The sequence below is a fragment of the Agrobacterium sp. MA01 genome (genome assembly GCF_009650195.1).
In the GTDB taxonomy this organism is placed as follows: Bacteria; Pseudomonadota; Alphaproteobacteria; order Rhizobiales; family Rhizobiaceae; genus Allorhizobium.
In genome coordinates this window covers 3,800,233-3,822,382 of the sequence record NZ_CP045854.1, presented here as the reverse complement: position 1 = coordinate 3,822,382, position 22,150 = coordinate 3,800,233, and the positions used below count along the sequence as shown (strand labels likewise).

26 protein-coding genes are annotated in these 22,150 nt (G+C 62.2%); 15 read left to right on the top strand and 11 right to left on the bottom strand.

Going from position 1 to position 22,150, the window contains the following annotated elements:
* Positions 1-4 precede the first annotated feature (4 nt).
* Positions 5-157, bottom strand: coding sequence for a hypothetical protein (locus GH983_RS24160; RefSeq protein WP_194842750.1), 153 nt, complete (start codon positions 155-157; stop codon positions 5-7).
* Positions 158-301: 144 nt separating this feature from the next.
* On the opposite strand from GH983_RS24160, the gene GH983_RS18275 reads away from it, so the two are divergent.
* From GH983_RS18275 to GH983_RS18265, 3 genes are read left to right on the top strand one after another with little or no spacing between them, the layout of a single operon-like run.
* A complete protein-coding gene (locus GH983_RS18275) occupies positions 302-892 on the top strand; it encodes a shikimate kinase (RefSeq protein WP_153763168.1) in 591 nt (196 codons plus the stop codon).
* A complete protein-coding gene (aroB, locus tag GH983_RS18270; RefSeq protein ID WP_054149892.1) occupies positions 889-2,016 on the top strand; it encodes a 3-dehydroquinate synthase in 1,128 nt (375 codons plus the stop codon). Before GH983_RS18275 ends, aroB begins: the two co-directional genes overlap by 4 nt.
* Positions 2,013-3,317 carry an HlyC/CorC family transporter gene (locus GH983_RS18265; protein ID WP_054149893.1) on the top strand — a complete coding sequence of 435 codons (1,305 nt, stop codon included), beginning with the start codon at positions 2,013-2,015 and terminating at the stop codon, positions 3,315-3,317. The genes aroB and GH983_RS18265 overlap by 4 nt, the downstream gene beginning before the upstream one ends.
* A 13-nt stretch (positions 3,318-3,330) precedes the next feature.
* Here GH983_RS18265 and GH983_RS18260 read toward each other — a convergent pair whose 3' ends face one another.
* Positions 3,331-3,612: a BolA family transcriptional regulator gene (locus GH983_RS18260; protein WP_054149894.1), complete on the bottom strand. Its 282-nt coding sequence runs from the start codon at positions 3,610-3,612 to the stop codon at positions 3,331-3,333.
* Positions 3,613-3,715: 103 nt separating this feature from the next.
* Between GH983_RS18260 and GH983_RS18255 the strand changes: the two genes are divergently transcribed.
* Genes GH983_RS18255 through GH983_RS18240 form a run of 4 tightly spaced genes read left to right on the top strand, consistent with a single transcriptional unit; the run spans position 3,716 to position 8,326 of the window.
* Positions 3,716-4,342 carry a J domain-containing protein gene (locus GH983_RS18255; RefSeq protein WP_069042914.1) on the top strand — a complete coding sequence of 209 codons (627 nt, stop codon included), beginning with the start codon at positions 3,716-3,718 and terminating at the stop codon, positions 4,340-4,342.
* A 59-nt stretch (positions 4,343-4,401) separates the two neighbouring features.
* Entirely contained in the window at positions 4,402-5,394 is a 993-nt protein-coding gene (gene cobS / locus GH983_RS18250; RefSeq protein ID WP_054149896.1) for a cobaltochelatase subunit CobS, read from the top strand.
* A gap of 12 nt (positions 5,395-5,406) precedes the next feature.
* Entirely contained in the window at positions 5,407-7,302 is a 1,896-nt protein-coding gene (cobT, locus tag GH983_RS18245; RefSeq protein WP_054149897.1) for a cobaltochelatase subunit CobT, read from the top strand.
* Positions 7,271-8,326 carry an esterase-like activity of phytase family protein gene (locus GH983_RS18240; protein ID WP_153763167.1) on the top strand — a complete coding sequence of 352 codons (1,056 nt, stop codon included), beginning with the start codon at positions 7,271-7,273 and terminating at the stop codon, positions 8,324-8,326. The genes cobT and GH983_RS18240 overlap by 32 nt, the downstream gene beginning before the upstream one ends.
* A gap of 72 nt (positions 8,327-8,398) precedes the next feature.
* Here the strand turns inward: GH983_RS18240 and GH983_RS18235 are convergent, their stop codons facing one another.
* Both GH983_RS18235 and rpmB read right to left on the bottom strand, forming a co-directional pair.
* Complete coding sequence (locus GH983_RS18235) at positions 8,399-9,037, bottom strand: VUT family protein (RefSeq protein ID WP_054149898.1); 639 nt, start codon at positions 9,035-9,037, stop codon at positions 8,399-8,401.
* 150 nt (positions 9,038-9,187) lie between these two features.
* Positions 9,188-9,478 (bottom strand): 50S ribosomal protein L28, encoded by a 291-nt coding sequence (rpmB, locus tag GH983_RS18230; protein ID WP_006724535.1) that lies wholly within the window; start codon positions 9,476-9,478, stop codon positions 9,188-9,190.
* Between the two features lie 239 nt (positions 9,479-9,717).
* Between rpmB and GH983_RS18225 the strand changes: the two genes are divergently transcribed.
* From GH983_RS18225 to GH983_RS18215, 3 genes are read left to right on the top strand one after another with little or no spacing between them, the layout of a single operon-like run.
* Complete coding sequence (locus tag GH983_RS18225) at positions 9,718-10,479, top strand: DUF3108 domain-containing protein (RefSeq protein ID WP_153763166.1); 762 nt, start codon at positions 9,718-9,720, stop codon at positions 10,477-10,479.
* A 33-nt stretch (positions 10,480-10,512) separates the two neighbouring features.
* The gene (locus GH983_RS18220) at positions 10,513-11,391 is read left to right on the top strand and encodes a DMT family transporter (RefSeq protein WP_153763165.1); all 879 of its coding nucleotides are present in this window, start codon (positions 10,513-10,515) and stop codon (positions 11,389-11,391) included.
* 11 nt (positions 11,392-11,402) lie between these two features.
* Positions 11,403-12,044, top strand: coding sequence for a lysoplasmalogenase (locus tag GH983_RS18215; RefSeq protein ID WP_153763164.1), 642 nt, complete (start codon positions 11,403-11,405; stop codon positions 12,042-12,044).
* A 9-nt stretch (positions 12,045-12,053) separates the two neighbouring features.
* On the opposite strand, the gene GH983_RS18210 is transcribed toward GH983_RS18215, so the two are convergent.
* Entirely contained in the window at positions 12,054-12,476 is a 423-nt protein-coding gene (locus GH983_RS18210) for a cupin domain-containing protein (RefSeq protein ID WP_153763163.1), read from the bottom strand.
* A complete protein-coding gene (gene gloB, locus GH983_RS18205; protein ID WP_153763162.1) occupies positions 12,476-13,246 on the bottom strand; it encodes a hydroxyacylglutathione hydrolase in 771 nt (256 codons plus the stop codon). Before gloB ends, GH983_RS18210 begins: the two co-directional genes overlap by 1 nt.
* A gap of 91 nt (positions 13,247-13,337) precedes the next feature.
* On the opposite strand from gloB, the gene GH983_RS18200 reads away from it, so the two are divergent.
* The 3 genes from GH983_RS18200 to GH983_RS18190 all read left to right on the top strand — a co-directional run bounded on the left by GH983_RS18200 (position 13,338) and on the right by GH983_RS18190 (position 16,251).
* Positions 13,338-14,090, top strand: coding sequence for a class I SAM-dependent methyltransferase (locus tag GH983_RS18200; RefSeq protein ID WP_054149904.1), 753 nt, complete (start codon positions 13,338-13,340; stop codon positions 14,088-14,090).
* Between the two features lie 134 nt (positions 14,091-14,224).
* The gene (gene hisC / locus GH983_RS18195; RefSeq protein WP_153763161.1) at positions 14,225-15,328 is read left to right on the top strand and encodes a histidinol-phosphate transaminase; all 1,104 of its coding nucleotides are present in this window, start codon (positions 14,225-14,227) and stop codon (positions 15,326-15,328) included.
* A complete protein-coding gene (locus tag GH983_RS18190; protein WP_245280860.1) occupies positions 15,310-16,251 on the top strand; it encodes a prephenate/arogenate dehydrogenase family protein in 942 nt (313 codons plus the stop codon). The genes hisC and GH983_RS18190 overlap by 19 nt, the downstream gene beginning before the upstream one ends.
* 15 nt (positions 16,252-16,266) lie before the next feature.
* Here the strand turns inward: GH983_RS18190 and GH983_RS18185 are convergent, their stop codons facing one another.
* Positions 16,267-17,277: a DUF2125 domain-containing protein gene (locus GH983_RS18185; RefSeq protein ID WP_069042920.1), complete on the bottom strand. Its 1,011-nt coding sequence runs from the start codon at positions 17,275-17,277 to the stop codon at positions 16,267-16,269.
* Between the two features lie 50 nt (positions 17,278-17,327).
* Between GH983_RS18185 and GH983_RS18180 the strand changes: the two genes are divergently transcribed.
* Positions 17,328-17,855 (top strand): gamma-glutamylcyclotransferase, encoded by a 528-nt coding sequence (locus GH983_RS18180; RefSeq protein ID WP_069042921.1) that lies wholly within the window; start codon positions 17,328-17,330, stop codon positions 17,853-17,855.
* Between the two features lie 31 nt (positions 17,856-17,886).
* On the opposite strand, the gene GH983_RS18175 is transcribed toward GH983_RS18180, so the two are convergent.
* The 4 genes from GH983_RS18175 to ftsE all read right to left on the bottom strand — a co-directional run bounded on the left by GH983_RS18175 (position 17,887) and on the right by ftsE (position 21,230).
* Positions 17,887-18,672, bottom strand: a complete 786-nt coding sequence (locus GH983_RS18175; RefSeq protein WP_153763160.1) for a 1-acyl-sn-glycerol-3-phosphate acyltransferase — start codon at positions 18,670-18,672, stop codon at positions 17,887-17,889.
* An 81-nt stretch (positions 18,673-18,753) separates the two neighbouring features.
* Positions 18,754-19,470 (bottom strand): YdcF family protein, encoded by a 717-nt coding sequence (locus GH983_RS18170; protein ID WP_153763159.1) that lies wholly within the window; start codon positions 19,468-19,470, stop codon positions 18,754-18,756.
* A gap of 85 nt (positions 19,471-19,555) precedes the next feature.
* Positions 19,556-20,578: an ABC transporter permease gene (locus GH983_RS18165; RefSeq protein ID WP_153763158.1), complete on the bottom strand. Its 1,023-nt coding sequence runs from the start codon at positions 20,576-20,578 to the stop codon at positions 19,556-19,558.
* Positions 20,571-21,230 (bottom strand): cell division ATP-binding protein FtsE, encoded by a 660-nt coding sequence (ftsE, locus tag GH983_RS18160; protein WP_054149910.1) that lies wholly within the window; start codon positions 21,228-21,230, stop codon positions 20,571-20,573. Before ftsE ends, GH983_RS18165 begins: the two co-directional genes overlap by 8 nt.
* A gap of 200 nt (positions 21,231-21,430) precedes the next feature.
* Between ftsE and GH983_RS18155 the strand changes: the two genes are divergently transcribed.
* The gene (locus GH983_RS18155; protein WP_153763157.1) at positions 21,431-22,084 is read left to right on the top strand and encodes a hypothetical protein; all 654 of its coding nucleotides are present in this window, start codon (positions 21,431-21,433) and stop codon (positions 22,082-22,084) included.
* Positions 22,085-22,150 lie beyond the last annotated feature (66 nt).

Below are 22,150 nucleotides of genomic sequence, written 5' to 3'. Positions count from 1 at the left end.
CCCGCTATTGCTCGACCGGATTGATCCGCTCGGAAGGAATGCGCACCGTCACGTCGCGTTCCCGCGGTTCGACGAAGACGGCAAAGGACCACATGGTGACATAGACCAGACCGACGATGGTCCCGCAGATGAACATGAAGCGAAACAGAGTGGGCATGGTCGGTCCTTCACCGGTTCCGAGAATAAATAGGTAGAAACATGGAGTTTACCAAGGCCGGGACAGGCCTTGCGGAAATGCTGCCATGGCTTGACGCTAGCCCTCTATATGTCAATAGGTCATGAAACAGTCGTGAACAGGCCGATGACCGATACGATCCTCAACCTTGCTCCCAGTCTGGGTGTGCGTGCCAAGACGGCGCTCGGCAAACGCAATCTTGTTCTCGTTGGTCTGATGGGGGCCGGCAAGTCGGCGATCGGTCGGATTGTCGCGCAGCAACTCGGTCTGCCCTTCGTCGATACCGATACGGAGATCGAGCGGGTGTCGCGGATGACCATCGCCGAACTCTTTGCCGCCTATGGCGAAGAGGAGTTCCGCGCGCTCGAAACCCGTGTCATCAAGCGCCTGTTGCGGACGGGGCCGCGGGTCGTGTCGACCGGCGGCGGCGCCTTCATCAACGAGAGGACCCGCAAGCAGATCGAGCGTGGCGGGCTTTCGGTGTGGCTCAATGCCGATCTCGACGTTCTCTGGGAGCGGGTGAACAAGCGCGATCACCGGCCCCTGTTGAAGACCGAGAACCCGAAGCAGACGCTGAAGGATCTGATGGACAAGCGATATCCGATCTATGCACTGGCGGATATCACTGTCCAGTCGCGTGACGTGCGTAAGGAAGTGATCGCCAACGAGGTCCTGACCTCTGTGATCGAACATATCGGCAAGGACAAGACGCAATGACGAAGCTCGAGACATCGGAACGCCTGGTGCATGTGCCGCTGGGCGAGCGCTCCTATGACATCCTCATCGGGCCTGGCCTGATGGCGCGTGCCGGCGGCGAAATCTCGACCCGCATCAAGGGTCGCCGTGCGGCCATCGTCACCGACGAGAATGTCGGTGCGCGCTATCTCGACGGCCTGATGGACAGCCTCCAGACCGATGGCATCGAGGCAGTCTCGGTCACGCTTCCCGCCGGCGAGAAGACCAAGAGCTTCGACTATCTCACCAAGGTCTGCGACGTGCTGCTTGAAGCGCGCATCGAGCGCAACGACACGGTGATTGCGCTTGGCGGCGGTGTCATCGGCGATCTCACCGGTTTTGCCGCCGGCATCGTCCGGCGTGGTGTGCGTTTCGTGCAGATCCCGACATCGCTGCTCTCGCAGGTCGACAGTTCGGTCGGCGGCAAGACCGGCATCAATGCGCGGCAGGGCAAGAACCTCGTCGGCATCTTCAATCAGCCGGATCTGGTGCTCGCCGATACCGACGTGCTCGACACGCTGTCGGAGCGAGAATTCCGCGCCGGCTATGCGGAAGTGGCAAAATACGGCCTGATCGACAAGCCAGACTTTTTTGAATGGCTGGAGACGAACTGGCGCGAGGTGTTTGCGGGCGGTGCGGCCCGTATCGAAGCGATCGCCGTCTCCTGTCAGGCCAAGGCCGACGTGGTCGCCGCCGACGAGCGGGAGAACGGCCGTCGTGCTCTGCTCAACCTCGGCCACACCTTCGGGCATGCGCTCGAAGCCGCAACACAGTATGACAGCAGCCGGCTCGTGCATGGCGAGGGGGTCTCGATCGGCATGGTGCTTGCGCATCGCTTCTCGGCGCGCATGAACCTGGTCAGTCCAGATCTCGCGGATCGCGTCGAGGCGCATCTGAAGGCCGTCGGCCTGCCAACGCGCATGGATCAGATCCCCGGCGAATTGCCGCCGACCGGTGTCCTGATGGATGCCATCGCCCAGGACAAGAAGGTCAAGAGCGGTCAGCTCACCTTCATCCTCACCCGTGGTCTCGGCCAATCCTTCGTCGCAGACGATGTGCCGGCATCCGAAGTTCAGCGTTTCATTGAGGAGATGCGCCCATCATGATCGAGCAAATCCTTGCCGGCCTCGCCGAGTATTGGCTGACGCTGGTCGCCATCCTGTTGTTGATCTGCTGTTCTGGTTTCTTCTCCGGCTCCGAGACAGCGCTGACCGCAACGTCGCGTGCGCGCATGCACACATTGGAGGTCAATGGCGACGACCGCGCCGGGGTGGTCAACATCCTGATCGAACGGCGCGACCGGCTGATCGGCGCTCTGCTGATCGGCAACAACCTGGTCAACATTCTCGCCTCGTCACTGACGACCAGCCTGTTTCTCGGCCTTTTCGGCGATTCCGGCGTGGCGATCGCAACGCTCTTGATGACCGTTCTGCTCGTCATCTTCTCGGAAGTCCTGCCGAAGAGCTGGGCGATTTCTGCGCCGGAACGTTTCGCGCTGTTTGTTGCCCCGCTCGTTCGCCCGTTCGTCGCCGTGGTTGGGCCGCTTTCCAGCCTTGTCAACTGGATCGTGCGCAAGCTGCTTGGCATGTTCGGTGTTTCGATCTCCGGCGAAGCGTCGATGCTTTCTGCGCATGAGGAACTGCGCGGCGCAGTCGCCCTCCTGCATCGCGAGGGATCGGTGATCAAGGCCGACCGCGACCGCCTCGGGGGTGTCCTCGATCTGGGCGAACTCGAAGTGTCAGATATCATGATCCATCGCACGGCCATGCGGGCGGTCAATGCCGACGAGGCGCCGGAGACCGCGATCCGCAACATTCTCGAAAGTCCTTACACCCGCATGCCGGTCTGGCGTGGCGCGACCGACAACATCATCGGCGTGATCCATGCCAAGGATCTGATCCGCGCGCTCGCCGAGCCGAATGTCGAGCCGCAGGACATCGACATCGTCAAGATTGCCCAGAAGCCGTGGTTCGTGCCTGACACCACCAACCTCAAGGACCAGCTCAACGCCTTCCTGCGCCGTAAGACCCATTTCGCCGTGGTCGTCGACGAATATGGTGAAGTGCAGGGTGTGGTGACGCTGGAAGATATCCTGGAGGAGATCGTCGGCGATATCTCCGACGAACATGATCTGGAGATCCAGGGTGTGCGTCAGGACAGCGACGGGTCGATCGTCGTCGATGGCGGCGTGCCGATCCGCGACCTCAACCGTGCCATGGACTGGCTGCTGCCGGATGAGGAGGCAACGACGATTGCCGGTCTCGTCATCCACGAGTCGAAGTCGATCCCCGAGGAGCGCCAGGCCTTTACCTTCTACGGCAAGCGCTTCATCGTCTTGAAGCGGGAGAAGAACCGCATCACGCGTCTGCGCATCCGGCCGATCGATGCGGCCGAGCCGGAGGTCTGATTTCAGACGAAAACTACCAGCGTGTGGGCTCGCCGGGGGCGGCGGGCTCGATGGCCAGCGCATGCAGGCCGGCGTCCAGTTCGGGTTTCAGCAGATCGGTCACGGCCCGGTGGCGCGCAAGCCGCGTCATGCCCTCAAAGGCGGATGCGACGATGCGAACACGCATATGTGTTTCACCCGTGCCGGTGATGTCGGGCTGGTGGCCGGCATGGTGCTGGCTCTCGTCGATCACGACGAGCCGTTCGGGGCTGAAAGCCTCCGTCAGACGGGTCTCGATCCGGCTCTTTACCGACATGGTCTTACCTCTTTCTGCTGCTTCGCAAAACGCCCCACAAAGCGCGCAACAAACCGGTTTGTCAATTCTTGTCCGACCCCTTCCTGAGCCCCATAATTAGCGCATGAAACTCGACTCGAAATATTTCGACGGGATACGTACCCGGCGAAAGCGGGCAGCGGAGCCCGAACCATCCAATCCTGTGTGCCAATGGGACGGCTGCGACAAGCCGGGGGCCCATCGCGCGCCTGTGGGTCGGCATGCCGAGGGCCAGTTCTTCCTGTTCTGCTTCGAGCACGTGAAGGACTACAACAAGGGCTATAACTACTTCTCCGGCCTCTCGGACACCGAGATCGCGCGTTACCAGAAGGAGGCGATCACCGGTCATCGCCCGACCTGGACCGTGGGAGTCAACAAGGCGGCGAAGGCGAGCCCGCTTCACTCCACCATGCGTTCCGGTTCGGCTGCGTCACAGGCGCGCATGAAGGACCCGTTCGGCTTCGTGCAGCAAGGCCGCGGCGGTGCGTCGCGCTATCAAGCGGCGGATCGAAAACTCAAGGCCCTTGAGGCAAAAGCGCTTGATACGCTTGGACTTACCGTCAGCTCCACGCCGACCGACATCAAGACCCGCTACAAGGAGCTTGTAAAAAAACACCATCCCGACGCAAATGGCGGAGACAGGGCTTCGGAAGAGCGTTTTCGCGCTGTTATTGAAGCCTACAAATTGTTAAAGCAGGCCGGTTTCTGTTAATCCGAACACACAGCAGCGATGAGATGCGGCCGGTCGGTGGCGCCCGGCATGGAGAAACGATGAGCAAAATTGATCTTGATATTACCAATCTCCCCGACACCACCGTGTCGGTGCGCGAAGTGTTTGGTATCGACAGTGACATCCGGGTGCCGGCCTATTCCAAGGGTGACGCCTATGTGCCGGACCTCGATCCGGACTATCTTTTCGACCGTGAAACCACGCTCGCCATCCTCGCCGGCTTTGCCCACAATCGCCGCGTCATGGTCTCCGGCTTCCACGGCACGGGCAAGTCGACGCATATCGAACAGGTTGCGGCCCGCCTCAACTGGCCTTGCGTGCGCGTCAACCTCGACAGCCATGTCAGCCGTATCGATCTCGTCGGCAAGGACGCCATCGTCCTCAAGGACGGCAAGCAGATCACCGAATTCAAGGACGGCATCCTGCCCTGGGCCTATCAGCACAATGTCGCGCTCGTCTTCGACGAATACGACGCAGGCCGCCCGGATGTCATGTTCGTCATCCAGCGCGTGCTGGAATCGGCCGGCCGCCTGACGCTGCTCGACCAGAGCCGCGTCATCCGCCCGCATCCCGCCTTCCGCATCTTCGCGACCGCCAACACGGTTGGCCTCGGCGACACGACGGGCCTCTATCACGGCACGCAGCAGATCAACCAGGCGCAGATGGACCGCTGGTCGATCGTGACGACGCTGAACTATCTGCCGCATGACAAGGAAGTCGATATCGTCTGCGCCAAGGTGAAGAGTTTCGGCTCGACCGCCGAGGGTCGCGACACCGTTTCGCGCATGGTCCGCCTTGCAGACCTGACACGTGCCGCCTTCGTCAACGGCGATCTTTCGACCGTCATGAGCCCGCGTACAGTCATCACCTGGGCCGAGAACGCCGAGATCTTCGGCGATGTCGCCTTCGCCTTCCGCGTCACCTTCCTCAACAAGTGTGATGAACTTGAGCGGACGTTGGTGGCCGAGCAGTATCAGCGCGCCTTCGGCGTGGAACTCAAGGAAAGTGCGGCCAATATCGTACTCGGCGCATAAGGACTGAGAAGCATGGCAGGGCGCGGCGACAATTCGAAGGCGAGAGCCGGCGGTGGAGTAGACACGGAACCGATGCGCCGGGCCATCACGGGCTGCGTCCGTTCGATTGCGGGTGATCCGCAGGTCGAGGTCGCCTTCGCCAACGAGCGTCCTGGTCTTGCCGGCGAGCGCATTCGCCTGCCGGAACTCTCCAAGCGTCCGACCGCCCATGAGCTCGCCGTGACCCGCGGTCTTGGCGATTCCATGGCCCTCAGGCTCGCCTGCCACGACCAGAAGGTCCATGCGGCACTGGCACCGCAGGGCACAGATGCCCGCGCCATCTTCGATGCGGTCGAACAGGCTCGTGTGGAATCGCTCGGGTCGCTGCGCATGCCAGGCGTGGCCTCCAACATCCAGTCGATGAACACCGAGAAATACGCGAAAGCGAATTTCTCGACGATCAGCCGGCAGGAAGATGCGCCGATCGGCGAGGCCGTCGCCATGCTGGTGCGCGAAAAGCTCACCGGCCAGAAGGCGCCGGAAACGGCCGGCAAGGTGCTTGATCTCTGGCGTCCCTTCATCGAGGACAAGGCCGGTGCCGACCTCGACAATCTCTCGTCCGTCATCGAAGACCAGCAGGCCTTTTCCCGCGTGATCCGCCACATGCTGTCGGCCATGGACATGGCAGAGGACATGGGCGACGATCAGGAGCAGAGCGAGGACGAGCAGTCCACCGACGAGGAGCAGCCGCGCAGCGGCGAGCAGGACCAAGAAACGTCCGAAGACGAAGCCGGTCAGGATTCCGCGCCTGCGGAAGAAAGCGAAGCCTCGCAGGAACAGCTCGACGACGGCGAGATGGACGGTGCCGAAATCTCCGAAGAGGAGATGTCGGACGAGGGCGACGACGACAGCGAGACGCCCGGCGAAATGCGCCGTCCGGCGACCCCGTTCGACGATTTCAACGAGAAGGTCGACTACAAGATCTTCACCCAGGAATTCGACGAGGAGATCACGGCTGAAGAGCTTTGCGATGAGGCCGAGCTCGAGCGCCTGCGCGCTTTCCTCGACAAGCAGCTCGCGCACCTGCAGGGTGCCGTGGGCCGGCTCGCAAACCGCCTGCAGCGCCGCCTGATGGCGCAGCAGAACCGCTCCTGGGACTTCGATCTGGAAGAAGGTTATCTTGATCCGGCGCGTCTCACCCGCCTGATCATCGACCCCATGCAGCCGCTCTCCTTCAAGAAGGAGAAGGACACCAAGTTCCGCGATACCGTCGTGACGCTGGTCATCGACAATTCCGGCTCGATGCGCGGCCGTCCGATCACGGTTGCCGCCTCCTGTGCCGACATCCTTGCCCGCACGCTCGAGCGCTGCGGCGTCAAGGTCGAGATCCTCGGCTTCACCACCAAGGCCTGGAAGGGCGGACAGGGCCGAGAGAAGTGGCTTGCGAGCGGCAAACCGCCAGCGCCCGGCCGCCTCAACGATTTGCGCCACATCATCTACAAGTCTGCCGACGCCCCTTGGCGCCGGTCGCGCCGCAATCTCGGCCTGATGATGCGCGAGGGCCTGCTCAAGGAAAACATCGACGGCGAAGCGCTGATGTGGGCGCATAACCGCCTGATCGGGCGGCGCGAGCAGCGCAAGATCCTGATGATGATCTCGGATGGTGCTCCGGTCGACGATTCGACGCTGTCGGTGAACCCGGGCAACTATCTCGAGCGCCATCTGCGCGCCGTCATCGAGCAGATCGAGACGCGGTCTCCGGTTGAGCTTCTGGCGATCGGCATCGGCCACGATGTCACGCGCTACTATCGCCGCGCTGTCACCATCGTGGACGCTGACGAACTGGCCGGCGCCATGACCGAACAGCTCGCCTCGCTCTTCGAGGAAAAGCCGTCCGGTGGCACAGGCCGGGCGCGCCTGCGTGCCTGAGCGATCGATCTATGGGCGGCGTCTTGGCCTGAGCTCTGCGCTGGCAGGCCTGCTTGCGCTCTCCGCCTGTACGCCTTCGGTCATCCCGCCCGGTCAGACCTTGTCCATCCCGGTCGACAGCGACATGTTCACTGAACTCGGCGGCAATCCGACCATCGCGCCCGGACTGACATTCCTCAGCGGTGTCGAGCTGTCCTCATCCGAGCCGCTGTTCGGCGCCTTCTCGTCGATCCGGTTCCTGGACGACAGCCGCTTCCTCGGCGTGTTCGACACGGGCTACTGGATCGAGGGAGAGATCAGGCGCGATGCCGAGGGCCGACTCGCTGGTGTCGACGCCGTCAAACTTGCGCCGTTGCTGGACGCGTCGGGGCAAGAGAGCCCGAGCAAGTTCTTTGTCGATGCCGAAAGCCTTGCCGTCGATGGCAACAGTGCCTTCGTGGGTTTCGAACAGCGTCACCGCGTCGTGTCCTACGCTTCTCTGGCCGACCTCGGCAAGGCAGTGCCGTCTGAACCGCTCGCCTTCCCCTTCGATCTCGACGTCCTGCGCAGCAATGGCGGTTTGGAGGCGCTGGTGATCGCCGAAAAGGACGGACCGCTCGGCGGGGCGCTGGTGGCGATTTCCGAAAAGAGCTTCGACGGCAACGGCAATATCTATGCGGCGATCCTCGGTGGTCCGCTTGCCGGCGAATTTCGAGTGCGTCCGCGTGACGGTTTCGACATCACCGATGCGACTTTCCTGCCGGATGGCGATCTCCTGCTGCTCGAGCGCCGCTTCACCATCGCCAGAGGTGTGGGCATGCGTTTGCGCCGCGTCGACGGGGGCAGCATTCGACCGGATGCTGTTGTCGATGGCGAGATCCTGTTCGAGGCCAATTACCGATCCCAGATCGACAATATGGAAGGCATCGATGCCATTCCCGAGCCCGACGGCTCCGTTCGGCTGATCGTCGTCTCCGACGACAACCATTCGATCCTGCAGCGGAACTTGATGCTGGAATTCCGGCTCTCCGCGCCTCAGTCCTGACGTCTTCACCCCTAGAAAACGAAACAGCCCCGGTTTCCCGAGGCTGTCTTTGATCGTTTGGTTTCGCTGCCGTCAGGCCGTGCGCGAGGCTGTCGGCATGGGGCGAACGACACTCATCAGCGCGCCGTAGGGCAGGAGCATGATGAAACCGATCAGCATCTTCACGCCGAAGTCGGCGATCGCCCAGGAGATCCAGCGTGGCGCTTCTGTCGACATCACGCCGAGGATCGGGGCTGCGGCAATCGCGAAGTCGTCGTTCGGGCCGATGAAGCCGAAGACGGGCGCGAAGGACAGCGAGAAGAAGATGATCGTGTCCAGCACGGAGCCGATCAGCGAGCCCATCAGCGGTGCCTTCCACCAGGTCTGCTGGCGCAGCCTGTTGAAAACCGAGATGTCGAGCAGCTGGCCGACGAGGAAGGCCGAGCCCGATGCGATCGCAATGCGCGGCGTGGCCAGCAGGATCGACAGGAGAACACCCGCGATGAAGCCGACGAGAACGACGCGGCGCGCAACCTGAGGGCCGAACTGACGGTTGGTCAGGTCGGTGACGAGGAAGGCGATCGGATAGGTGAAGGCGCCAAAGGTCAGGAGGTCGGCGAGATTGATGCCGGCCAGAACGCCATTGACCGGATGCTGGACGAGGAAGTTCGAGGCGACGACGATTGTCGTCATCAGCAGACTGTAGGCAAAGAAATAGCGCTTGTTCAGCATTTTTTTATCCTGGGTGATGCCACCAGTTGGAGGGACAAAAATGTAAGGGTAGGGCGGTATGCGAGGCTCTCGCCTCTCAGTATACCCCAAACGAAAAGGCTTGCCCGGCGTGCCGGTCAAGCCTTTCGAAAGTCTGGCCGGATGACGCTATTAAGCGGCTTCGGCGGTCTTCTTGACGATCTGGCGACGCAGCAGACGAGCGCGCATGCTCAGTTCGGTTTCGGAAGCCTTGATCAGGAAAGCATCGAGACCACCGCGATGCTCGACCGTGCGCAGGGCAGCAGCCGAAACGCGCAGGCGGAAGCGCTGGTTCAGAGCGTCCGAGATCAGCGTGACGTCGCACAGGTTCGGAAGGAACCGGCGCTTGGTCTTGTTGTTCGCGTGGCTCACGTTGTTGCCCGACTGGACGCCCTTGCCGGTCAATTCGCAACTGCGGGACATGGTACACCTATTGTTTTTCTAGGCCATCGCATCGCTTCCGGCCAAATGCCGGCGAGGCAATCCAACAGCGTCTGATTGGAAAGTTGCGGTTCTATAGTCAGTGAGAACCGGCGCGTCAAGCCAAACCTTGGATTTTCCGGGCGGCAGACCGGGTGTAGGATATTTTCTTGCCACAGTCCACGGCGAGACTGCATGTTCTAGACGCCGGCCCGCCGGCATTCCCATGATGGAGATGGCATTTGCGTCCGACCGGCTTCCTTACCGCCTTCCTCGTCCTTGCCGCCGGTGGTGCCGGGGCTGCCGATTATCGCTACGACACATCCTACAAGGTTTCTCTCGGTGTCTTGCCGATTGCGCGCATGACCTTTCAGACGGCCGTCGAAAACGACCGTTACACCATTTCCGGCCAGTTCCATTCGTCGAGCCTCGTGGACATCGTGCGCGAGGTGTCTGCCGACAGCACCGTGTCCGGGCGCATGTCCGGCGGGACCATGAACCCCGAGCGCTATGTGCTCGACTACAAGAGCGGCAAGCGGAAACATACCTACGAGGTGCTTTTTGCCGGTGGCAATGTGGTGGAAACCAGGGTCACGCCGGAGCGGCCGAAGCCGGGCACCTGGGTCCCCGTCCAGCCTGACGACCTGAAGTCGGTGCTTGATCCCATCGGTGCTCTCCTCATCCCCGGAGATGCTGACGTTTGCGGTCAGATACTGCCCGTCTATGACGGCGAAAGCCGCATGGATCTCGTTCTATCTCCGAACCGCTCCGAGACCTTCTCTGCTGGCCGTGCCAAGGGCGAGGCCATCGTCTGTTCGGTCCGCTACGTGCCGAAGTCCGGATACCGCCAGGGCCGCAAGGACATCGAGTATCTGAAGTCGGTGACCGGCATGGAGATCTGGTTTGCCAAGACTGCGACGCTGCAGCTATATGCACCTGTCTATGCGAGGATCCCGACCCGCTACGGAACCGTGCATGTGACAGCAGAAAAGTTCGACGGCTAGTTTCAGCGGGCGTGCCCCGCGTCAGGGGATTTCATGAAGACCAAGGCAACGCTGATCGGGTTCACCGCGATCCTGATGTGGTCCTTCCTCGCGCTGATGACGGCGGCCTCCGGGACGATGCCGCCCTTCCAGCTTTCGGCCATCACCTTTGCGATCGGCAGCCTGCCCGGCATCTTCGTGTTCATCGCCAAACCGGAACGGTTGAAGGAGCTCCGCCAGCCGCCGAAGGTCTGGCTCGCCGGCGTCGGTGGCCTCTTCGGCTATCATTTTCTCTATTTCACCGCACTCCGGAATGCCCCGGCCGTCGAGGCCGGGCTGATCGCCTATCTCTGGCCGCTGCTGATCGTCGTTGGTTCGGCGCTCCTGCCGGGTGAGAGACTTGGCTGGCACCATATCGTCGGTGCTTTGTGCGGCCTTGCCGGAACCGCGCTCATCGTCGGCAAGAACGGTTTCGCTTTCGACCCGGCCTATAGCCTCGGCTATTTCACCGCCTTGCTCTGCGCCTTCACCTGGGCCGCCTATTCGCTTGTCAGCCGCAAGTTCGAGACGGTGTCGACCGATGTCGTCACCGGCTTCTGCCTTGCGACATCGGCTCTTTCACTTCTCTGCCATCTCGCGCTCGAAACCACCGTCTGGCCGGATACGACGGCGCAATGGGCCGCGGTGATCGGGCTCGGGCTGCTTCCTGTGGGTCTTGCTTTCTATGTCTGGGACTATGGGGTGAAGAACGGCGACATCCAGATCCTCGGCGTTTCCAGCTATGCCGCGCCGCTTCTGTCCACGCTGATCCTGATTATTTTTGGCTTTGGCGAGATTAGCGTCAGAATTGGCCTTTCATGCCTGCTTATCACAGGTGGCGCTGTGCTCGCGGCTCGCGATATGGTTTTCCGCAAATCGGAGCGCGCGACCTGACGGGAGATTGAATGGCCACTGCGACCGGCATCCTCTGGCTTTCGGTCGCGCTCGGTACCAGCTATCTCTGGATCCTGCCGCGGGAAAAAACCGTGTTCCGGGCCGTCTGGAAGACGTTGCCTGTCCTGCTGCTCGCCCTCTATGCCTATGCCGTCGGCGCCCATCCGCTGCTGATTGCCGCCCTTTTGTTCGGAGCCCTTGGCGACTGGTCACTCGCCTTTGAAGGAGACCGAGCCTTTGTCGGTGGTGTCGCCGCCTTTCTCTCGGCTCATATCGCCTATGTGGCCTTGCTCGCGACCCTTGCCGACCTGGAGATCGCCTTTGCCGAACCCTGGCGGGTGATCGCCGGCGCGCTTGTCGCGATCCTGACCTTCGGCGTGCTTATGCGCATCTGGAAGCCTGCCGGACGATTGGCGCTGCCCATAGGCATTTATGTCTTCTTGTTCATGGTCCTGGTCTGGCTGACGCTCGGTCTCGCCAATCCGATCGCCTTTGTAGGCGCGACGCTCTTCATTCTCTCGGACATCGTGCTGACGATCCGGAAATATTGGACGGGCCCCGATCACCCGATCGATGGCATGGCCGCTTACTTCGTCTGGGCGACCTATTATGCAGCGCAGGTGATCCTGACGGTGACGCTGTCCGAGATCTGATTGGCGGGCTTATGCGCCCGGTGCCCAGCCTGACGGCGCCATTTCGAAGGCGGAAAAGTCGAAGCCGGGCGCTACGGTACAGCCGACCAGCGTGAATTCGCCGAGACTTTCCGCCGCCTGCCACTCATCGGCATCAATGATTGCCTGAGGACGCTGACCGGCCGCGAGATCGAGCCCCAGCACGACCGTCTCCTGCGTCACGCCGTCCTTCGAACGGTGCAGGGCAAGCGGCGCACCGGCATAGTAGTGCCAGGCCTCGGCGGCATCGTTGACCTTGTGCCAGTGAGACCGTTCGCCGGCCTGCAGGAGATAGTAGATCGCCGTCGAATGGCCGCGGGGGCCGCCGTGTTCGTCCCGATAGGTTTCCACATACCAGCCGCCCTCGGGATGACGCTGCATGCCGAGGGTTTCGATGATATCGGCTGCCTGCATCAGAAGGAGTCCTTGCGCTTGCGGATTTCCGCGAAGACCTCGTCATTTGTCGCGCCCTCCATGCCGAGCGTGCGGCGGATATCCGGGTCGCCGGCGCGCAGGAAGGGATTGGTTTCCTTCTCCAGTCCGATCGTCGTCGGAATGGTGAAATCGCCACGCTTGCGCTGCATTTCGATCAGTTCGACGCGGGATCTGAGCCGGGCATTCTCCGGATCGACCGTCAGTGCGAAGCGGGCATTCGAGAGTGTGTATTCATGGCCGAAATAGACGATGGTCTCGTCGGGCAGCGCCGCAAGCTTCTGCAGGGAATGCCACATGTCGAGCGCGGATCGTTCGAAGAGGCGCCCGCAGCCGAGGGCGAAGAGCGTGTCGGCGGCAAAGAGCAGCATATCCTCGGGTAGGTAGTAGCAAATATGCCCCGCAGTGTGGCCCGGCGTCTCGATCACCCGCACTGGCCGCTTGGCGAAGGTGAACTCGTCGCCGTCGCCCACAGTCCGATCGATGCCGGGAATCGCCGCCGCCTCGTTGCGCGGGCCGATGATCTCGCAGCCGTATTTCTCCTTCAGTGCCAGATTGGCCTCGACATGGTCACCGTGGTGGTGGGTCGTGAAGACGTGGGTGATCGCCCAGCCCCGCTTCTCCGCGGCCGCCACGATCGGATCGAGTTCCGGTGCGTCGATCGACGCCGTCTCGCCGGTTTCCGGGCAATGGAGGAGGACGCCGAAGTTGTCACTTCGGCAGAGGAATACCTCGATCTGCAGTGATTTCATTGTTGACCCGCTTTTTTATGTCCCACCTCGTTGGCGCGAATGTATCCTCTTGCAGCTTGAAGTCCAAGGATGGGCTGCTAACAATAAGTTCATGCATGTCGATATCGTGGATCTGAGGCAGTTTTATTATACGATGCTCGGCCGAGTGGCGGAGCAGTCGGTCGCGCTGGCAATATCCTCGGTCTGGGCGCGCCTGCCACAGGAGCGGCTTGTCGGCCTTGGTTACTGTATTCCCTTTCTCGAACGCTTCCGTGCCGACACCGAGCGCACCATGGCCTTCATGCCGGCGGGGCAGGGAGCGGTGAATTGGCCGGTCGGCGAGCCCTCGGCCACGACGCTCGTCTTCGACGAGGAGCTGCCGCTGCCGGACAGTTCCGTCGACCGCGTGCTGATGGTGCATTCACTCGAATTCGCCGAGAACCCGCGGGAGACGCTGAAGGAGGTCTGGCGGGTGCTCGCCCCCGGCGGCCGCCTCGTCATCGTCGTGCCCAACCGTCGTGGTGTGTGGGCGCGCATGGAGCACACGCCCTTCGGTTCGGGCCGTCCCTATTCGCGTGGCCAGCTCACGGCGCTGCTGCGCGAGACCAACTTCACACCCGGTGCCTCGGCAGAGGCCTTGTTCTTCCCGCCGTCGAAGATCCGTGCAGTCCTCCGCCTTCGCCGAGGCTTCGAGCGGCTTGGTAAGGTACTCTGGCCGGCCTTTTCCGGCGTCATCGTCGTCGAGGCGCAGAAACGGCTCTATCAGGGACTGCCCGTTGCCGCGCGTGCCTCCCGCCGCGTCTTTGCGCCGGTGCTCGCACCGCAGGGCGTGCCGACGACCCGCAATCGGTCTCCCGAGGTCTGAAAAGCGTGTTGTGTCGGGCGTCCCATTGCCAGGCTGCGGCGCTCGCCCGCCTCGACAAAGCGCGTTTTCCGCAGTAATCCCAATCCCATGTGAAGGGGTGGCCTCTTGCCATCCATTGGCCGGGAATGCGCCTCATGAACGCCTCGACGAAGCCGACACCCCGTGCCGGGGTCATGGAGATCGCCGCCTATGTTCCTGGCAAGGACCATGCGGGCGGTGTTTCCCGCGTCTTCAAGCTGTCGTCCAATGAAACGCCGGTTGGTCCAAGCCCGAAGGCCATGGACGCCTTCCGCATGGCGGCCGAAACGCTCGAGATCTATCCTGACGGACAGGCGCGCGTGCTGCGTGCTGCGATCGCCGAGGTGCATGGGCTGAACCCGGCCAACATCCTCTGCGGCAATGGTTCGGGCGAGTTGCTGGCCCTGCTCGCCAACATCTATGTCGGGCCCGGCGACGAAGCCATCATCACCGAACATGGCTTCCTGCTCTATCGGATCCAGATCCTGGCGGCCGGCGGCACGCCCGTGACGGTCAGGGAAGCCGATCGGCGCGTCGACGTGGATGCAATCCTTGCCGCCGTGACCGAGCGGACGAAAATCGTCTTCCTCACCAATCCGGGCAATCCGACTGGCACCTATGTGCCCTATGCCGATATCAAGCGACTGCATGCGGCCTTGCCTGCGCATGTCATCCTCGTGCTCGACGCCGCCTATGCGGAATATGTCCGCCGAAACGATTACGAAGCGGGTATCGAGCTCGTGTCTGCAAACCGCAACGTTGTGATGACCCGGACCTTCGCCAAGGTCTACGGGCTGGCTGCTCTGCGCATCGGCTGGATCTATGGCCCCGCCGAGATCATCGACACGCTGAACCGGGTGCGCGGGCCGTTCAACATTAACACGCCGGCACTTCTCGCCGGGGCTGCCGCCATGCACGACCAGGCGCATGTGGCGAAAGCCCTCGAGCATAACCAGGTCTGGCTCGCCCGGGTCTCGGAAGCGCTCACCGCCCTTGGCCTCGAGGTCACGCCCTCGGTCACCAATTTCATCCTGATCCACTTCCCTGACCAGGACGGAAAGCGCGCGTCTGATGCCGATGCCTTCCTGACTTCGTGCGGCTTCGTCTTGCGCGCCGTCTCGTCCTATGGTTTTCCCAATGCACTCCGCATGACGATCGGCAGCGAGGAGGCCAATACCGGCGTCATCACTGCCCTCACCGAATTCATGGAACGCACCTGATGTCTGAAATCCTGTTCGACCGCATCGCCCTGATCGGTATCGGCCTCATCGGCTCGTCGATCGCCCGCGACGTGAAGAAGCTTGGGCTGGCTAAAGAGGTCGTCATCTCGACCCGCAGCGCCGAGACGCTGAAGCGGGCAGAAGAACTGGAGCTCGGTACTGCTTATGTCGAGTCTGCCGCCGAGGCGGTCAAGGATGCCGATCTCGTCATCGTCTCCGTTCCCGTCGGCGCTTCGGAAGCGGTCGCCAAACAGATCGCGCCCAACCTGAAGCTGGGCGCCATCGTCACCGATGTCGGCTCGACCAAGGCATCCGTCATCGCGCAGATGGCGCCGCATATGCCAGACGGTGTGCATTTCATTCCCGGTCATCCGCTGGCGGGTACGGAGAAGTCCGGTCCCGACGCCGGTTTTCCCGGCCTGTTCAAGGGCCGCTGGTGCATCTTCACGCCGCTCGAGGGTACGGACGGGCAGGCGATGGCCCGTCTGCGCGGCTTCTGGGAGGCGCTGGGATCGATGTGTGACGAGATGGATCCGCAGCACCACGACAAGGTGCTGGCCATCGTCTCGCATCTGCCGCATATCATCGCCTACAACATCGTCGGCACGGCGGACGATCTGGAGGCCGTGACGGAATCGGAAGTCATCAAGTATTCCGCTTCGGGTTTCCGCGACTTCACCCGTCTGGCCGCTTCCGATCCGACCATGTGGCGGGATGTCTGCCTGCACAACAAGGATGCGATCCTCGAAATGCTGGCACGGTTTTCGGAGGATCTCGCCTATCTACAGCGGGCGATCCGCTGGGGTGAGGGCGACAAGCTGTTCGAACTCTTCTCGCGCACCCGCACCATCCGCCGCTCGATCGTCCAGGCAGGCCAGGATGTCGATGTGCCGGACTTCGGCCGTCACGCGCTCGACAAGTGAGCCAATCCCGCCGCCTCAGAGGGGCGGGATCTGTCCAAGCGGGATGAAGCCGAGCGATGCCACGCCATTCTGGATGGTGATCTCGGCTTCGCTGTCGTCGCGGCCGAAGGCGAGTGCCCGCAGCACGTTGGCGACATTGTCGATCATGTCTGATTGCTCGGGATAAGCCGTCTTCACAGCATCGCGCCAGGCACGGATTTGCTCGACCTGCAACTTGATCCGCCCGGAGATCAGGCCGTCCTCACCCACCTCGAAGGGGCCACTCAGCGTCAGGACGCGGCCTTCACCCATGTCGATCACCATGCGACGAATTTCGCCCCTCGTGCCGTAGAGCTTCTGCTCCTGTGCCACACGCGGATCGAGCAATCCGCCCTTGTCGGCAAAGGTGGCGTCGAGGCTCGCCGCTACGGGTGGAAGCGCGATCTGGGTGCCGTCGATCGAGACCGAGACATCGCGCACCAGCGTCGCGTAGTCGAGATTGCCTTCGTTCTGGCGGACATGCGACTGGGCGCTCGGCGCCGTCATCTGCACCTGCAGGTTCGACACGGTGGAGGTGACCGTCGCGCTGAGCCCTTCCATCATCAGCGAACTGCGCGACAGGCCTGATAGTCCGATGCGGAAGCTCGACTGCATGTTGGTCCAGTCCAGCGCCGTGTTGAAGCCGAGTGCCGAGCGGATTTCCGCCGGCCCGTCCAGTTCCCAGACGATATGGCCAGGATTGTAGATCTGGGCTGCGGCGCGCATCGGGCCGAAGGAGGCGGCCACACCCTGGAAGTGATCGTCGAAGGCAAGTCGCGTGCAATTCAGCCGGAAGCGGAAAGGATAGCCGCCAAGCGTCGCATCCTCGCAGGTCGCGGTCACGCCTGCCGGATTTCCGCCGCCGAAGAAGGTCAGAATGCGTTTCTTCAGAAATTCCGCAGCAAAATACCAGCCGACACTATAGACAGCGATGACGAGGACGATCAAAACGCCGAGCCGGACAACCTTTCGGCTGATCGTGCTTTCCGGCGCGGTCGACATGGCCATGGGATGCTCCTCGTTGCGATCACTTCACGTGTCTTGGATTGGCGTGCGATATGGACGAATTTTGGGTCTTTGGCTACGGATCGCTGATGTGGAATCCGGGCTTTCCCTATGAAGAAAGAGTGCTTGCCCGGCTCGGCGGCTATCGTCGTTCCCTCTGTGTGCGCTCCTATGTCCACCGCGGAACCGAAGAGCGCCCTGGACTGGTCCTCGGGCTCGACCGGGGCGGCTCCTGCAAGGGCGTCGCGTTCCGTGTCGCGCCATCTTCGTGGCAATCCACCGTTGACTATCTGCGCGAACGCGAACTCGTCACCAGCGTCTATCTTGAGCGCCACGTCCGCACCACGTTGGCCGACGGCCGCTCCGTAAGGGCACTCACCTACGTGATCGACCGGGCCCACCCGCAATATGCAGGCGCCGTCACGGTCGAGGAGGCGGCGCAGATCGTCGAGGGCGCCGTCGGTCGCTCGGGTCCCAATCCGGTCTATGTCGCCAACACCGTCGCCCATCTCAGGGAAATCGGCATCCGTGACCACTGGCTCGAGAGCGTGGCTTCCGCCATCACCGCGAACGGAGCCTGAAGCCCCACACGTATTCCCGTGTTGAATGCGTTCAGAGTGCTCCGAGTTCCTTCAGCCTGTTCACGGCCGTGTGAGGCAGCGGCAGATGCGGGTTGTCCTTGGCCGTCTTGATCAGCAATTCGTCGCTTGCCGCCTCCAGGCGTTCCATCAGGGTCGCCTGCATGACGTCGGGATCGAGACCCGGCTCGATTGGCGGCAGGATGCGCACGACGAAGTGACCCGGAAAACGCAGGAACTTGCGGCGCGGCCAGAAGAGACCGGGATGCATGGCCACGGGTACGACGGGCACGTTGATGTCGCGGTAGAGACGGGCGATGCCATATTTGTATTCCGGCGGCGCACCCGGCGGACGGCGGGTGCCCTCGGGATAGATGATCAGCTGGCGGCCATTGGCCATTTCCACCTTGGTCCGCTCGATGACCTGCGCCATGACCTTGCCCTTGGCGCCGCGATTGACCGGGATCATCCGCTGCTTGGCGACATACCAGCCGAAGACCGGGATCCACATCAGCTCGCGCTTCAGGATGTAGACCGGATCATCCAGCCAGGGCAGCAGCGCATAGGTGTCCCAGAAGGACTGGTGCTTCGGCGCCAGGATGTAGCCGCCGCTCTTCGGGATGTTCTCCAGCCCCTCGACCGTAAACGTCGTGCCGACGATCTTCTCCATCAGCCAGTGATTGGCGCGCGCCCAGTCCTTCGGCACGAAGAAGGCCTTCTTGCGCGGCAAGAGGAAGTAGATCGGAAACAGCACGATCATCCGGATGATGATGTTCGCGTAGAAGGCGATGTTGAAGATGATGGAACGCAGGGCAATCATGATCTGGAGCTCTCGAGGGCGGGCGAAACCGTCATTAGAGCAAAAGTCCCGCCAGCAAAAGCGCTAGCTTCTTCTTGCTGGTCAGGATGTGCGGCCAGATTCGGTGATTTCGCCGTCCGGGCGCAGGCCCTGATCCCGGCTCCATCCGGTAACGCCCCTGACATAGGCAATCACCGTCTTTCCGTATTCGGCCAGCATGGTGCGCATCGCATCCGGCTCGCTGTACCAGGCGCGCGTCTTCAGATCGGCATTGACCACGGGATAGCCGATGAATTCGGTGTGCGGATCGCTGCGGCGCAACTCCATCAGGCTGCGGGAGAGATGGTAGTTACTGGTGACGACCAGGATGGAGCGATAGCCCTTGTCGCGTATCCAGATCGCCGTCTCGTTGGCATTGCCGATCGTGTCGATCGCGGCGTAACCGATGTCGACGCAGCAGTCGAAAAGGTCGGGCGAGGTGCGCGTCGCCTTGCGGATCTGCCCTGCGGTGGTCGAGGGATTGACCCCCGAGATCAGAAGTCTTTCGCCGTAGCCGCGCTTCAGAAGATCGATCGCCTGCTCGATGCGCTGGTAACCTCCGGTCAGAACGACGATCGCATCCGCCTTCACCGTCTCGGGTGGCCGCATGTTACTCACCGAATCAGCGAAGATCAGAAAACCGGCCACCAGCACCGCCGCGCTGAGGATCACCAGCATCCCGCCGTAGCGCAAAGCCCGGCGTATCAGGCCTTTGCGCGCAAAGAGGCCGTCTCCGGAAGGAGGGCGGCCGCCGTCACGCAGCGGTTGATTCGAGGTCATCCGATCCATGCTCATAGCCCGTGAATAGCCGGGATTTCCCACAGCGAACAGGCGGCTTTAAGGCAAGTCAACATGCGAGATTTCGTCAATCGTCGAGAAGGCCGTCCGTGCGGGCCGGATCGGAGCGAATGAGATCGATTTCATAGATCGTGCGCATGACCGTCAGGCGCGCGGTAATGGTGGTCAGAAGCGCAATCACGATCATCGTCGCGAAGATGCCGAGATAGCCACCCCAGCCGATCGTGAAGGTGCCGAACAGTGCCGTCGCCTGGTCGCTTTCCGGGGTCGCCAGCGAGCGGCTTTGCCAGAAACTGGCAAGCGCAAAAAAGCTTGCTGCCAGCACGGCCCCGACGGCTGCGCCCTTCATGCTGATCTTCAGAAAGTGTTTCTGAAATTCCTGGGCGACGAAGCTGCCCTCGGCGCCGACGAAATGCAGCACTTCGATGATGTGGCGGTTGCCTGACAAAGCACCGCGCGTCGCAAAGACCACCGTCAGCACCATGGCCGTGAAGACGAGGATCAGGATGCCCGAGCCGATCAGCACCGTCGTGCGGGCCATCTGCACCAGCCGATCCACCCAGGTGCGGTGATCGTCGAGGAAGGCCTGTGGCACTTCTTCATTCAGGAGCGCGCGCATGGCGTCGAAGTCGGGCGGATTGGTCTCGTCGATGGTAATGACGATCAGCCGAGGAACCGGGAGGTCTTCGAGGTTGAGCCCCGTGCCGAGCCAGGGTTCGAGAAGACGCGCTGTTGCGCTGTCGTCCATGATCTGGCCGTCGCGGGTGCCAACGAAGGTGAGCGCGAGGTCACGCGCCTTGACAAGGGCGGCCCCCATGTCGAGGCCTTCTTCGGGTTTGATTTGGATGGTGATCTCGCGAGAGATCTGGCTCTGCCAGCCGGCGGCCGTGGCGCGGACCATGGAAACGCCGCCCAGCGTCAGGCAGGCGAGGAAGGCCATGATGGCGATCACCACCATCAGGGCATTGCCCTGGATGTTGGATGGCGGCAGGATCGGGCCTGTCGGCCTCACCGTCATCTCGACGCGGCGCTTCTTCTGACCAGGGGTCTGGTTTGCGTTCTGATTTGGGTTCTGGGTGATCTCATTCATAGATGTCGAGCCGCCCGTCGGTCAGGATCATCCGGCGCGCATCCACCTGGTCCATCAATGCGAGATCGTGGGTGGCGATCACCACCGCGGTGCCGAGACGGTTGAGTTCCAGGAAAAGGCTCAAGAGTCTGCGTGCCATCGGCGGGTCTACATTGCCCGTCGGCTCGTCGGCGAGCAGGATTTCCGGCCGGTCGATCAGAGCGCGGGCGATCGCCACGCGCTGCTTCTCGCCGCCCGAGAGCACCGGCGGCAGCACATTGATGCGCTCGCCGAGGCCCACCCATTTCAAGAGTTCGATGACATCCTGCTTGTAGGTCTGCTCGGCCTTGCCGCGTACGCGCAAGGGAAGCGCCACGTTCTCATAGGTCGTCAGGTGGTCGAGCAGGCGGAAATCCTGAAAGACGATGCCGACGCGACGGCGCAGCATCGGCAGCTCATTGCGGGGTATGCTGGTGATGTCGCGGCCAAAGCTCTTGATCAGTCCGCGCGTCGGCTGCAGCGACATGAAGAGCAGGCGCAGAAGCGTCGTCTTGCCGGCGCCCGACGGCCCGGTCAGGAACTGGAAGGATCCCTTCGGCAGGTCGAAGGTCAGGTCGCGGAGGATCTCCGGTCCCATCCCATAGCGCAGGCCGACATTTTCGAAATGGATCAAAGGGGGCCCAGTCTGACGTGTCCGAGGTCTGGGGCGCGTAAACGACGATCGTAAACGGCCGGTAAACATGCCCCGGGGCGCCGGGCTTTCTCAGCCGTCTTTCCGAAGCATTAACCAATTGAATTTACGACTGGTGAGGATTCGTTTCAACCGCCGACTTTCGGGGTATCCGATTTTGGCTGTGCGAAAGGTCCGCACACATGAGTGCTTTCCGTTATCAGAAGCAGGCCGCCGCCGCGGACCTCGATCTCCTGCCGCCGGATCGTGCCCGTCGACGGATCGATCACCAGCACCAGCGTGCGACCCGTCACGAAGTCGTCGATGCGCAGTTCGTCACGGTCCGTGAGCCGCCCAAGGCGTCGCCGCGCCCGGAGGCGTCCGCGTCATCCGCCGCCGTCGCCCCTGATCTGCGTGCGATCCTCCGTCATGCGATCGATGCCGTCGAACAGCGTCTGCAACGGCTGTCGGACGTCGCTTTTTCGCTTCTGGTGGCGATTGCCTTCGTCTCGATCTTCTCGCTTGCCGGACAATTGGTCTTCGGCAGTGGCGAGCATCCGGAGATTGCTGCCAAGCCGCTTGACTTCACGCATGTCAACCTGACGCCGCAGGACCGCAACGGAATGCGTGTTCTACTGCTCAATGCCATCGTCGAGAACCGCACCGCCCGGGAAGTGTCGGTGCCCAAGCTTCGCGCCGATCTTCTCATCGACGGGCAGGTGATCGCCAGCACCTATATCGAGCCGCCGGTCGCGAGCCTGGATGGCGGCGAGAGCCGTGGCATCGTCACCCGTCTCCAGCATCCCGGTGGAAAAACGCCGGAAGTCCGGCTTTCCTTCGAAGAGTCGGGTGCCTAAGCCCTTGCCAGTGTGCTAAGGCCCTTGCCTTTCCGGCATGCCGCCGGCCAAGGACCTGAGGTCGAC